The sequence below is a fragment of the Agromyces arachidis genome, assembly GCF_052805135.1.
On sequence record NZ_JBRBDK010000008.1, the window covers coordinates 145,998 to 156,117 of the forward strand.

At 72.4% G+C, this 10,120-nt stretch carries 14 protein-coding genes; 10 read left to right on the plus strand and 4 right to left on the minus strand.

What is annotated here, in order from left to right; genetic code table 11:
• Nucleotides 1-7: 7 nt before the first annotated feature.
• The 7 genes from ACUY4T_RS11960 to ACUY4T_RS11990 are packed head-to-tail and all read left to right on the plus strand — an operon-like array spanning nucleotide 8 to nucleotide 4,842.
• Nucleotides 8-877 carry a phytoene/squalene synthase family protein gene (locus tag ACUY4T_RS11960; RefSeq protein ID WP_446019169.1) on the plus strand — a complete coding sequence of 290 codons (870 nt, stop codon included), beginning with the start codon at nucleotides 8-10 and terminating at the stop codon, nucleotides 875-877.
• Nucleotides 874-2,487, plus strand: coding sequence for a phytoene desaturase family protein (gene crtI, locus ACUY4T_RS11965; RefSeq protein ID WP_446019170.1), 1,614 nt, complete (start codon nucleotides 874-876; stop codon nucleotides 2,485-2,487). Before ACUY4T_RS11960 ends, crtI begins: the two co-directional genes overlap by 4 nt.
• The gene (locus ACUY4T_RS11970; protein WP_446019172.1) at nucleotides 2,484-2,858 is read left to right on the plus strand and encodes a lycopene cyclase domain-containing protein; all 375 of its coding nucleotides are present in this window, start codon (nucleotides 2,484-2,486) and stop codon (nucleotides 2,856-2,858) included. Before crtI ends, ACUY4T_RS11970 begins: the two co-directional genes overlap by 4 nt.
• Nucleotides 2,855-3,226, plus strand: coding sequence for a lycopene cyclase domain-containing protein (locus ACUY4T_RS11975; protein WP_446019173.1), 372 nt, complete (start codon nucleotides 2,855-2,857; stop codon nucleotides 3,224-3,226). Before ACUY4T_RS11970 ends, ACUY4T_RS11975 begins: the two co-directional genes overlap by 4 nt.
• Nucleotides 3,223-4,134 carry a prenyltransferase gene (locus ACUY4T_RS11980; protein ID WP_446019174.1) on the plus strand — a complete coding sequence of 304 codons (912 nt, stop codon included), beginning with the start codon at nucleotides 3,223-3,225 and terminating at the stop codon, nucleotides 4,132-4,134. Before ACUY4T_RS11975 ends, ACUY4T_RS11980 begins: the two co-directional genes overlap by 4 nt.
• Nucleotides 4,135-4,160: 26 nt before the next feature.
• Nucleotides 4,161-4,544 carry an Hsp15 family ribosome-associated heat shock protein gene (locus ACUY4T_RS11985; RefSeq protein ID WP_446019190.1) on the plus strand — a complete coding sequence of 128 codons (384 nt, stop codon included), beginning with the start codon at nucleotides 4,161-4,163 and terminating at the stop codon, nucleotides 4,542-4,544.
• Nucleotides 4,545-4,548: 4 nt separating this feature from the next.
• Entirely contained in the window at nucleotides 4,549-4,842 is a 294-nt protein-coding gene (locus ACUY4T_RS11990) for a GNAT family N-acetyltransferase (RefSeq protein ID WP_446019175.1), read from the plus strand.
• A gap of 28 nt (nucleotides 4,843-4,870) precedes the next feature.
• Here the strand turns inward: ACUY4T_RS11990 and ACUY4T_RS11995 are convergent, their stop codons facing one another.
• Nucleotides 4,871-5,716, minus strand: coding sequence for an aggregation-promoting factor C-terminal-like domain-containing protein (locus tag ACUY4T_RS11995; protein WP_446019176.1), 846 nt, complete (start codon nucleotides 5,714-5,716; stop codon nucleotides 4,871-4,873).
• A gap of 184 nt (nucleotides 5,717-5,900) precedes the next feature.
• Between ACUY4T_RS11995 and ACUY4T_RS12000 the strand changes: the two genes are divergently transcribed.
• Entirely contained in the window at nucleotides 5,901-6,305 is a 405-nt protein-coding gene (locus ACUY4T_RS12000; protein ID WP_446019177.1) for a YchJ family protein, read from the plus strand.
• A gap of 176 nt (nucleotides 6,306-6,481) precedes the next feature.
• Nucleotides 6,482-7,129 carry a GTP pyrophosphokinase gene (locus ACUY4T_RS12005; protein WP_446019191.1) on the plus strand — a complete coding sequence of 216 codons (648 nt, stop codon included), beginning with the start codon at nucleotides 6,482-6,484 and terminating at the stop codon, nucleotides 7,127-7,129.
• Nucleotides 7,130-7,139: 10 nt separating this feature from the next.
• Here ACUY4T_RS12005 and ligD read toward each other — a convergent pair whose 3' ends face one another.
• Together ligD and ACUY4T_RS12015 are read right to left on the minus strand one after the other, a co-directional pair.
• Complete coding sequence (ligD, locus tag ACUY4T_RS12010; RefSeq protein ID WP_446019179.1) at nucleotides 7,140-8,171, minus strand: non-homologous end-joining DNA ligase; 1,032 nt, start codon at nucleotides 8,169-8,171, stop codon at nucleotides 7,140-7,142.
• Nucleotides 8,172-8,203: 32 nt separating this feature from the next.
• On the minus strand, nucleotides 8,204-8,482 hold the full coding sequence (locus ACUY4T_RS12015; protein WP_446019180.1) for a DUF2277 domain-containing protein: 279 nt from the start codon (nucleotides 8,480-8,482) through the stop codon (nucleotides 8,204-8,206).
• 176 nt (nucleotides 8,483-8,658) lie between these two features.
• Here ACUY4T_RS12015 and ACUY4T_RS12020 point away from each other — a divergent pair, with 176 nt between their 5' ends.
• Nucleotides 8,659-8,895 carry a hypothetical protein gene (locus ACUY4T_RS12020; RefSeq protein WP_446019182.1) on the plus strand — a complete coding sequence of 79 codons (237 nt, stop codon included), beginning with the start codon at nucleotides 8,659-8,661 and terminating at the stop codon, nucleotides 8,893-8,895.
• A gap of 3 nt (nucleotides 8,896-8,898) precedes the next feature.
• Here the strand turns inward: ACUY4T_RS12020 and ACUY4T_RS12025 are convergent, their stop codons facing one another.
• Complete coding sequence (locus ACUY4T_RS12025; RefSeq protein ID WP_446019184.1) at nucleotides 8,899-9,888, minus strand: YihY/virulence factor BrkB family protein; 990 nt, start codon at nucleotides 9,886-9,888, stop codon at nucleotides 8,899-8,901.
• Nucleotides 9,889-10,120: the final 232 nt, after the last annotated feature.

Genomic DNA, 10,120 nt, shown 5'->3' on the forward strand with positions numbered 1-10,120 from the left:
CGGTCCGATGAGCCTGCTCGAGCGCTACACGGATGCCGCCGAGGGCGGCTCTGCGGTCGTGATCGCGCGGTACTCCACCTCGTTCGGCGCCGCGGCTCGCCTGCTCGATTCCGAGACGCGTCGCCGGATCCGCTCGGTCTACGCGCTGGTGCGCATCGCCGATGAGATCGTCGACGGAGCGGCGGCCGAGGCCGGACTGACCTCGGACGAACTGCACGAGGTCCTCGACGGGCTCGAAGCCGACACCGAGCGGGCCATGGAGCGGGGGTACTCGGCCAACCTGGTGGTGCATGCCTTCGCCCGGGTGGCGCGTGAGACCGGATTCGGCCCGGAGCTCACGCGACCCTTCTTCGCGTCGATGCGTCGCGACCTCGACCCCGCGCCCTTCGCGGCCGATGAGATCGGGCCGTACATCCACGGTTCCGCGGAGGTCGTCGGATTGATGTGCCTCGCCGCCTTCCTCGTCGACGAGGCGGCCGACGCGGAACGTCGCACCCGACTCGAGCGCGGCGCGGTCCACCTCGGCGCGGCGTTCCAGAAGATCAACTTCCTGCGCGACCTCGCGGTCGACTGGCGCACGCTCGGCCGCAACTACTTCCCGGGCGTAGACCCGGACGCGTTCACCGAAGCCGACAAGGACGCGATCCTCGATGACATCGACCGCGACCTCGAGATCGCGCGCGCGACGCTTCCGGAGCTTCCGCGGCGCGCGCGGTCCGCGGTGGCCGCGGCGCACGGCTTGTTCGCGAGCCTGACGGCGCGCTGCCGGGCGACCCCGGCTTCGGAGATCATGGCGACGCGGATCCGCGTGCCGGACGGCGAGAAGCTCGCCATCGCGGTGCGCTCCGCATTGGGTACAGGAGGAAATCGGCGATGATCGACGCATCCGAGCGGATCGTGGTGATCGGCGGAGGGATCGCCGGCCTCGCGACCTCCGCCCTGCTGGCCCGGGACGGCCACCGGGTGACCCTGCTCGAGGCCCGCGACGAGCTCGGCGGCCGAGCCGGGCGCTGGGAACGGCACGGGTTCCGGTTCGACACCGGTCCGTCGTGGTACCTGATGCCCGAGGTGTTCGATCACTTCTTCCGGCTCTTCGGCACGAGCTCCGCGGAGCAGCTCGACCTCGTGCAGCTCGACCCCGGGTACCGGCTCTACGCCGACGGATTCGACGATCCGGTCGACATCCTCCCGACCCGTGCCCAGAACGTCGCGCTGTTCGAGTCGATCGAGCCGGGGGCGGGGCGTGCCCTCGAGCGTTACCTCGACTCGGCGGAGTCGGCGTACGACATCGCACGCCGTCGGTTCCTGTACACGAACTTCGACGATCCGCGCGAACTCCTCACGGGCGAGGTCCTCCGGCAGTCCGGACGCCTGGCCAAGCTCCTCGCGACGCCCCTCGACCGGTTCGCCGGCCAGGCCGTCCGCGACCGACGCCTGCGGCAGGTGCTCGGCTATCCCGCGGTGTTCCTCGGCTCGTCTCCGGACGCCACCCCGGCCATGTACCACCTGATGAGCCACATGGACCTGCAGCAGGGCGTGTTCTACCCGCAGGGCGGCTTCGCCGCGCTCATCGACCGGATCGCGGCGATCGCGAAGGACGCGGGGGTCGACATCGTCACCGGTGCCCGCGTCGAGGCGATCGAGCTGTCCGGCGATGCGAAGCCGGCGGTCGCGGGCGCGAGGTTCCGCGACGCGTCGGGCCGCAGCGTCGTCGCACCGGCGCACCGGATCGTCTCCGCCGCCGACCTGCACCACACCGAGACCGAACTGCTCCCCCTCCAGGCGCAGACCTACCCCGAGACCTGGTGGCGCCGGCGCACCTCGGGCCCCGGAGCGGTGCTCGCGCTCCTCGGCATCCGTGGCGAGCTGCCCGCGCTCGAGCACCACACCCTGTTCTTCACGGAGGACTGGAAGCGGAACTTCGGCGCCATCTTCGGCTCCGACCCCCACGTGCCCGACCCGGCGTCGTTCTACGTCTGCAAGCCGAGCGCCACCGACCCGTCGGTCGCGCCCGCGGGAGACACGAACCTCTTCGTCCTGATCCCCGTGCCCGCCGACGTGGCGATCGGCAACGGCGGCCTCGACGGCGCCGGCGACCGGCTGGTCGAGGCGACGGCCGACCGCGCCATCGCGCGGATCGCCGAGGTGTCGGGCCTGCCCGACCTCGCCGACCGGATCGTGGTCCGCCGCACGATCGGTCCGGCGGACTTCGCCGACGACCTCAACTCGTGGCAGGGCGGCGCGCTCGGCCCAGCGCACACGCTCCGGCAGAGCGCGTTCCTGCGCGGCACCAACCAGTCGCGACGGGTCGAGGGGCTGTACTACGCGGGCGGCTCCACCGTGCCCGGCATCGGCCTGCCCATGTGCCTGATCAGCGCGGAGAACGTGCTGAAGCGGGTGCGGGGCGACCGCTCGGCCGGGCCGATCGCCGAGCCGGCGGCATCCGACGCACTGGAGTCGACCGGGCCCGGCGCCCCGCTCGCATGACGGGGTTCGCGTACCTCGCCGGTCTCCTCGCCGTGATCGCCTGCATGGCGCTCATCGACGCGCGCTGGCGCCTGGTGTTCTGGCGGGCGCCGCTCGCGGCGACCGTCGCGATCGCGACCGGGCTCGCCTTCTTCCTGCTGTGGGACGCCGCCGGGATCGCGCTCGGGGTCTTCTTCCGCGGCGACTCGCAGATCGTGACCGGCGTCGAGCTCGCCCCCGAACTGCCGCTGGAGGAGCCGGTGTTCCTGGTGTTCCTGTGCTACCTCACGCTGGTGCTCGTCCTCGGCGTCGAGCGCATCCTCCGCGCCCGGTCGGCGGACGCGTCGACGGCCGGTGACGGCGGGGACGGCCGGGACGGAGGGCGATCATGACGTACGCGCTGATGAGCGTCCCGTTCCTCGTCGCCGCGTCGCTCGCGGCCTGGGCGTGGCGTCCGCGCGAGGGCCGGGCCGCCCGCCGGCGGTGGATCGCGACGGGCGCGGCGGCGGCCGCGCTGTTCGTCCTCACGGCGGTGTTCGACTCGATCATCATCGGCACCGGAATCGTCGCGTACGACGACGGGCAGCGCGCCGGGCCGACGATCGGACTCGCTCCGATCGAGGACTTCCTGTACCCTCTCGCGGGCGTGCTGCTGCTGCCGGCCGTCTGGTCGGCGGCGCTGCGTCGATGGCCCGGGCGCGGGCCGTCGACCGAGGCGCGCAGCGCACGACGGACGCATGACGCGGAGGAGCGCCGATGAGCGGCAGCGGGCAGGCCGGCACACGGAACGGCGCGCGGCATGCGCTCGGACAGGTGATCCTGTCGTCGCGGCCGATCAGCTGGATCAACACGGCGTTCCCGTTCGCCGCGGCATACCTCCTGACGACCGGCCGGGTCGACGCGCTGTTCGTCGTCGGCACGCTGTTCTTCCTCGTCCCGTACAACCTCCTCATGTACGGCGTCAACGACGTGTTCGACTACGAGTCCGACCTCCGCAATCCGCGAAAGGGCGGCGCCGAGGGGGCCCTCCTCGACCCGGGGCTGCACCGCACCGTCGTCTGGGCCGGCGTCGCGACCGCCGTGCCGCTCCTCCTCGCGATGCTCTGGCTCGCCGGCAGCGACCGCCCGTGGTCGTGGGCGGTGCTCGCGGTGAGCCTGTTCGCGGTGTTCGCGTACTCCGTGCCCGGCCTGCGGTTCAAGGAACGACCGCTGCTGGACTCGATCACGTCGAGCACGCACTTCACGAGCCCGGCCGTGTACGGCCTCGCGGTCGCCGGGGCGGAGTTCACCGGCTCGCTCCTGGCGCTGCTGGCCGCCTTCTTCCTGTGGGGCATGGCCAGCCACGCCTTCGGCGCGGTCCAGGACGTCGTCCCCGACCGCGAGGGGGGCATCGCCTCGATCGCGACCGCGTTCGGCGCCGCGGCGACCGTCCGACTGGCGCTCGCATTCTGGACGGCGGCCGGCCTGCTCATGCTGGCGACCGAATGGCCCGGCCCCTTGGCGGCGCTGCTCGTCGTTCCCTACCTCTGGGCGGCGTGGCCGTACCGGTCGGTGACTGATGCCGCATCCGGCGAGTCGAACCGCGGGTGGCGGCACTTCATCCTCATCAACTACCTGGTCGGGTTCGCCGTCACGCTGCTCCTGATCTGGTGGGCCCTGATCCGCTGACGCGTGCGGAGGCGGTGGCAGTGGCGATGACGGAGCGGGAGGCGGCGCGCGTGGACGCGTGGCTGTGGGCCGTGCGCGTCTGCAAGACGCGTTCGGCGGCCACGGCCGCGTGCCGCGCCGGGCACGTCCGCGTGAACGGCGAGCGTGCGAAGGCCGCGCTGCCGGTGCGTCCCGGCGACGAGGTCCGGGTGCGGCTGCACGGCTTCGACCGGATCCTGATCGTCCGCCGTCCGATCGTCAAGCGCGTCTCGGCGGAGGCGGCGGCGTCCGCGGCCGAGGACCGTACGCCCGCACCGCCGCCGCGCGAGGCCGTGGCCGCGGTACCCGTCCGGGATCGCGGCGCGGGGCGTCCGACGAAGCGGGAACGCCGCGAGCTGGAGCGGCTTCGCGGCCGCGACGGCGTAGCCTGAGACGGTGACGAAGGCCTTCGCCCACGAACCCGAACTGCGTCGCTACGTCGTGCGCGTCGACGGCGTCATCGCGAGCGTGCTGGACTACCGCGAGCTCGGCGACGCCGTCGCGTTCGTCCGCACGTTCACGAATCCGCCCTACCGGGGAGGGGGGCTGGCCGCAGAGCTCACGAGCTTCGCCGTCGATGACGTCGAGCAGCGAACCGACCGCCGGATCGTGCCGAGCTGCTGGTACGTGGAGCAGTGGTTCGACCGGCATCCGGATCGCGCGGGCCTGCTCGATCCGCGCACCGCCTGACGCGCGGCCGACGGCGACGCCGGGCCGCTCAGTACCAGTTCATCGCCTGGGAGTGGCCCCATGCGGCGCACGGCGACCCGTAGCTCGCCGCGATGTACTGCAGGCCCCACTTGATCTGCGTCGCGGCGTTGGTCCGCCAGTCGGCGCCCGCGGTCGCCAGCTTCTCGGCCGGCCACGCCTGCACGATGCCGAACGCACCGCTCGACGGGTTCACGGCCTGGTAGTTCCAGCCGGACTCCTTGGTCCAGAGCGAGTCGAGGCACTGGAACTGGTCGGCGCCCCAGCCGTACTGCGAGGACATGATCTCGCGCGCGGACTGCTTCGCGCCCTCGGGCGAGTTCGCCCGAGCGAGCGCCTCCGCCGCGGCGACGCGCTCGGCCTCGGCGCGGTCGTGCGCCTCGGCCGCCGCCATGGCCTTCGCGATCTCGGCCTTGGTCCGGTCGGTGAGGTCGCGGATCTCGTCGAGCGGAAGCGACTCGTAGTCGCCGAGCGACGCGACGGACGCGGCGAGGCCGTCGGCCTCGGCCTTGCCCTCGACGTCGGCGAGCGTGTCGGCGGCCAGCTCGAGGGTGTCCTCGGCGAGCGCGTGCGTCTTCGCCTCGGCGACGCCGGCGTACGCGCCGAGCTGGAGGGTGTCGCGCGCGGCGGCCTCGGTGATCGCGGCGGTCGCCTCGACGCGCTCCCCCGCGGCGACGGCGGACTGCACGGTGAGGCCGGTGCCTGCGATGAGGCCGGCGGCGAGGACGGCGCCGCCGGCGATGAGCCGGCGGCGGCCGGTGCGCCGGCGGCGTGCGGCGCGGCGGGTGGCGGCGGGGGTGGGCGTGAGGGCGGAGGGCGTGCGCGTGGGCACCGGCGTCTGAAGGTCGTTTCGCATGGGTTCCGGGGCGCTCGGACGTCGGGGGGTTTCGGGGGCCCTCCGAGCGGGGGCATGGCACGGCCCGGAACCGAGCGGCCCGGGCACAAGGGACGACCTTTCCATACCGATCTGAACGAATCCTCGGTTTCGGCTGGGCATCCCATCAGGATGACGCCAGCCCGGGCTGCGGCAGACTGGTCGCATGCCCCTCGACACCGCGATCCGACGGCCCGACGACGACGACCGATGCCCGTGCGGGGGCGCGGCGTTCGGCGACTGCTGCGGACCGCTGCTGGGCGGACGCTCGGTCGCGCCCACCGCGGTGCAGCTGATGCGTTCGCGGTACACGGCCTACGCCGTGGGCGATGCGCCGTACCTGCTCGCGACGTGGCATCCGTCGACGCGGCCCCGCACCCTCGAACTCGATCCGTCGATCACGTGGCGGTCGCTGGAGGTGGTGCGCAGCGAGCGTGGCGGTCCGCTCGATCGCGAGGGCGTCGTGCAGTTCGTGGCGCGGTACGTCGTCGACGGCGAACGCGGCGCGCAGCAGGAGACCAGCCGCTTCGTCCGCGAGGACCGGTGGCGCTACGTCGACGGGATCGCGTGAGGCGGATGCCGCGCTGATTCACAGCGCACGTCGACCGGGTGCATGGCCGGCCCCGAGCATCGGTGCCTAGCGTGGGCCTCGTGAGCCCGTTCGACGCACTCCCATCCTCTCCGACATCGGCCGCGCCGCTGCTAACGGATCGGGCGCAGCGTGCGCTGGATGCGATCGACGGCGGCATGCTCGACGAGATGCGCGCGCTCCGCGACGAGACCGAGCGGTTCATGCTGCGATACCGGTTCGCGATCGACGAGGTGACCACGAAGCTGGCGATCCTCCGCGACGAGTTCAACCAGGCGCACGCGTACAACCCGATCGAGCACCTCTCCAGTCGGTTGAAGTCGCTCGACAGCGTCGCCGCGAAGATGCGGCGCAAGGGCGTCGAACCGACGTTCGAGACGATCCGGCGGACGATCACGGACATCGCCGGGGTACGGGTGACCTGCAGCTTCGTCTCGGACGTCTACCGGATCGCCGAGCTCCTGACGGCGCAGTCCGACGTCCGCGTCATCCGCGTGAAAGACTACATCGCGCATCCCAAGGAGAACGGCTACCAGAGCCTCCATCTCCTCATCGAGGTGCCCGTGTTCCTGTCGACCGGCGAGCACCGGGTCCCGGTGGAGGTGCAGGTCCGCACGATCGCGATGGACTTCTGGGCGAGCCTGGAGCACAAGATCTACTACAAGTACGACCGCCAGGTGCCTGCGGGACTGCTCGACCAGCTCTCGGATGCCGCGCGGACGGCGGCCGAGCTCGACGTCCGGATGGAGCGCCTCCACCGCGAGGTGCACGGCGCACCGCGTGCCGGTGCGCCGCGAGTGGTCTGAGCGCGCGTCGTCAGTCGGCGGCCTCGGGCTTGCGCGCGCGACTGGGCTGGACGCGCGTGGGCTCGCCGGGCATCTTCGGGAAGTCGGGCGGGAACGGCAGCTCGCCGAGCCCCTGATCGAGGTCGCGCTGCCACCACGCGAGGAGCTCGTCGATGCGTCCGGCGTGCTCGTGCATGCCGGCCCAGGGGTCGCCGCGTTCGGCCAGCCGGGCGGGCACGGTCCGGACGGTGTGCTCGGCGGGGTCGGCGTGCTCGAGCTCGCTCCACTCGAGCGGACACGACACGGCGGCGTTCGGCAGCGCCCGAGGGCTGTAGGCGCCCGCCATCGTGCGGTCGCGGTTGGCCTGGTTGTAGTCGAGGAAGATGCGCTCGCCGCGCTCCTCCTTCCACCATGCGGTCGTCACCTCCTCCGGCATCCGCCGCTCGAGCTCGCGGGAGAGCGCGATGACGGCGTGCCGGACCTCGAGGAACTCGTGCTCGGCGGCGATCGGCGCGAACACGTGGATGCCGCGGCTGCCGGAGGTCTTGACGAAGCCCGTGAGGCCGACTTCGCCGAGCAGGTCGCGCAGTGCGAGCGCGGCGGGCACCGCGTGGGCGAAGCCGGTGCCCGGCTGCGGGTCGAGGTCGATGCGGAGCTGGTCGGGATGGTCGGGGTCGGCGGTGCGCGACGCCCACGGGTGGAACACGACCGTGTTCATCTGGGCCGCCCACACCGCTCCGGCCGGCTCGTCGATGACCAGCTGCGGATGGCGACGGCCGCTCGGGTAGGTCACCGGGACGTCGCGCATCCAGTCGGGCATCCCCCGGGGCGGGTTCTTCGAGAAGAACGACTCCCCGTCGATCCGCTCGGGGTACCGCTCCAGCGAGACTGGGCGGTCTCCGTTCGCCGACACGAACGCGGGCCCGACTGCGACGAGGTACTCGGCCAGCTCGAGCTTGGTGATGCCGGGCTCCGGCCAGAGCACGCGACCCGGGCTGGAGATCCGCACGGCGCGTTCACCGTGCGGTCCGTCGATGTGCAGGATCACCGCGTCGCCGGCCATGGCTCGACGCTACCCTGCGCCGCCGACTCCGGTCACGCGCCCATCGAGGCGTATCGCTTCGCCGCGCGCGCCCTCGCCTTCTCCGCCTCGATTTCGCGGTTCTTCGGCGGCGCGCTCGTCACCAGGTGATCGAGCAGGTGCTGCGTGGCGTGCGCGATCGCGTCAACGGCGTCGTCGAACGCCGCGCGGTTCGCCTGGGAGGGGGTCGTGGATCCGCTCACCTTGCGCACGTACTGGAGCGCGGCGGCGCGGACCTCCTCGCTGGTGGCCGTGGGCTCGAAGTTGTGGAGGGTGTGGATGTTCCGGCACATGCCGTGGAGGATAGCCCGCCCTGCCGGGACCGTCGAGGGCGGGCCGGACGGACGCCGGAACCCGACCCGGATCGCCCGCCCCTGTCAATCCCGTGGACGCACCGGCCGCGGGGGCGTAGCGTCCGGCGTGACCGCCGCGGAGCGCGGGTCAACGGTCACGACGCAAGGGAGTGAGCATGCCGGAGGACATCCGACCGCACGACCCGGTCGAGGGCGAGTACACGGACTCGGAGCTGCCCGTCGACGCCGAAGCGCCGGAGGGCCGCGAGTCGGCCGCGAACGACGGCGACTGGAACGGAACCGGCGAAGGCGATGTCGTCGTCGAGGAGGTCGACGTGGTGATCGTCGAGGAGGACGAAGGCGAGTACACGGACACCGACTACGACGGGGACGGCATTCCCGACCGGCGCTGACGCTCAGGGGGCCGGACGGTGCGCGTGCGCTCCCGGGTCATGGACACCCGGGAGCGCATCGCGCGCCGCGGCCACCTCCGCCGCGGCGTCGGCGGCGCGGCGCTCGGCCCGCTTGAGCCGGCGGAGCGCCGCCGAGGTCGCGCCGTACCGCGACGCGACGCGGTCCGTCTCGTCCTCGACGCCGGTGACGATGTACGAACTGGCGACCAGCACCACCTGGCTCGACAGGTTCAGCCAGATCAGCAGCGCGATCAGCGAGCCGAAGGATGCGAGGAGCGGGTTGTTGGCGGCCCCGCCGACGAAGAGCCCTGAGAGGACCTGCAGCACGGTGAGGCCGGCGCCGCCGAGGATCGCACCCGGCCACAGCGCCCGCGCGCTCGGCCGCAAGCCGGAGAGCACGCGGAAGAGCCCGGCGATGACCAGGGTGTCGATCGCGAACGTGACGAGCACGGTGAGGGTCCGCGAACCGGCGTCGACGACGGAGGCGCCCGAGGACAGGCCGACCCAGTCGAGCACCGATGACAGCGCCCCGGTGCCGAGGACGGTGATCGCGGCGGCGACCGCGAGCAGGAGGCCGAACCCGATCGCGATCGCGAGATTGCGCAGGAGGGTCCAGAGGAAGAACCGGCCGGGGTCGGGCCGCCCGGTGAGTTCGCGCAGCGCGACGTCGAGCGAGGAGATGGCGCCGATCGCCGCACCGACCAGTCCGAGCAGCGCGAGTGCGCCGGTGATGCTCAGCGTGAGCGGTTGGACGACGTCATCCGGATCGATGACCCCGCCCTCCCCCACGAGCCCGGGAATGACCGTGCCGAGCGTGTCGACGAGCGCTTCGATCGCGTCGGGATTGCCCGCGAGCCAGATGCCTGCGATCGCGAAGCCGAGGTAGACGCCGGCGAACACCGAGAAGAGGGTCCGGTACGTCACCGAGTCGGCCAGCGCGGGGCCGTGCTGCTCCTGGTACCGGAGGAAGGCCCGCACGGGCTTCGTGCTCATGGCCCACTCGACGAGCCGGGTTGTTCGTGCCTTGATGCCTCCGGCTTCGTCCCGGGACCTCTGCTCGGTGCGCTCGCTCATCACGTCAGGTTATCGACGCGCGTTCGCCCGACGCGGGGGGTTGACCGCCGAGCACACGCGTGGGGGGGGGGGAGGAGTGGGGGGGGAGGGAAAAAGGGGGGAGTAGAGGCGAAGAGGGCGAGAGTGCAGTCGACGAAAGCGGCGGTGAGCG

What these genes read in the sequence shown, in the direction of transcription:
- ACUY4T_RS11960 (WP_446019169.1), top strand. Translation starts at nt 8, where the DNA reads ATGAGCCTGCTCGAGCGCTACACGGATGCCGCCGAGGGCGGCTCTGCG.
- crtI (WP_446019170.1), top strand. Translation starts at nt 874, where the DNA reads ATGATCGACGCATCCGAGCGGATCGTGGTGATCGGCGGAGGGATCGCC.
- ACUY4T_RS11970 (WP_446019172.1), top strand. Translation starts at nt 2,484, where the DNA reads ATGACGGGGTTCGCGTACCTCGCCGGTCTCCTCGCCGTGATCGCCTGC.
- ACUY4T_RS11975 (WP_446019173.1), top strand. Translation starts at nt 2,855, where the DNA reads ATGACGTACGCGCTGATGAGCGTCCCGTTCCTCGTCGCCGCGTCGCTC.
- ACUY4T_RS11980 (WP_446019174.1), top strand. Translation starts at nt 3,223, where the DNA reads ATGAGCGGCAGCGGGCAGGCCGGCACACGGAACGGCGCGCGGCATGCG.
- ACUY4T_RS11985 (WP_446019190.1), top strand. Translation starts at nt 4,161, where the DNA reads ATGACGGAGCGGGAGGCGGCGCGCGTGGACGCGTGGCTGTGGGCCGTG.
- ACUY4T_RS11995 (WP_446019176.1), bottom strand. Translation starts at nt 5,716, where the DNA reads ATGCGAAACGACCTTCAGACGCCGGTGCCCACGCGCACGCCCTCCGCC.
- ACUY4T_RS12000 (WP_446019177.1), top strand. Translation starts at nt 5,901, where the DNA reads ATGCCCCTCGACACCGCGATCCGACGGCCCGACGACGACGACCGATGC.
- ACUY4T_RS12005 (WP_446019191.1), top strand. Translation starts at nt 6,482, where the DNA reads ATGCTCGACGAGATGCGCGCGCTCCGCGACGAGACCGAGCGGTTCATG.
- ligD (WP_446019179.1), bottom strand. Translation starts at nt 8,171, where the DNA reads ATGGCCGGCGACGCGGTGATCCTGCACATCGACGGACCGCACGGTGAA.
- ACUY4T_RS12015 (WP_446019180.1), bottom strand. Translation starts at nt 8,482, where the DNA reads ATGTGCCGGAACATCCACACCCTCCACAACTTCGAGCCCACGGCCACC.
- ACUY4T_RS12020 (WP_446019182.1), top strand. Translation starts at nt 8,659, where the DNA reads ATGCCGGAGGACATCCGACCGCACGACCCGGTCGAGGGCGAGTACACG.
- ACUY4T_RS12025 (WP_446019184.1), bottom strand. Translation starts at nt 9,888, where the DNA reads ATGAGCACGAAGCCCGTGCGGGCCTTCCTCCGGTACCAGGAGCAGCAC.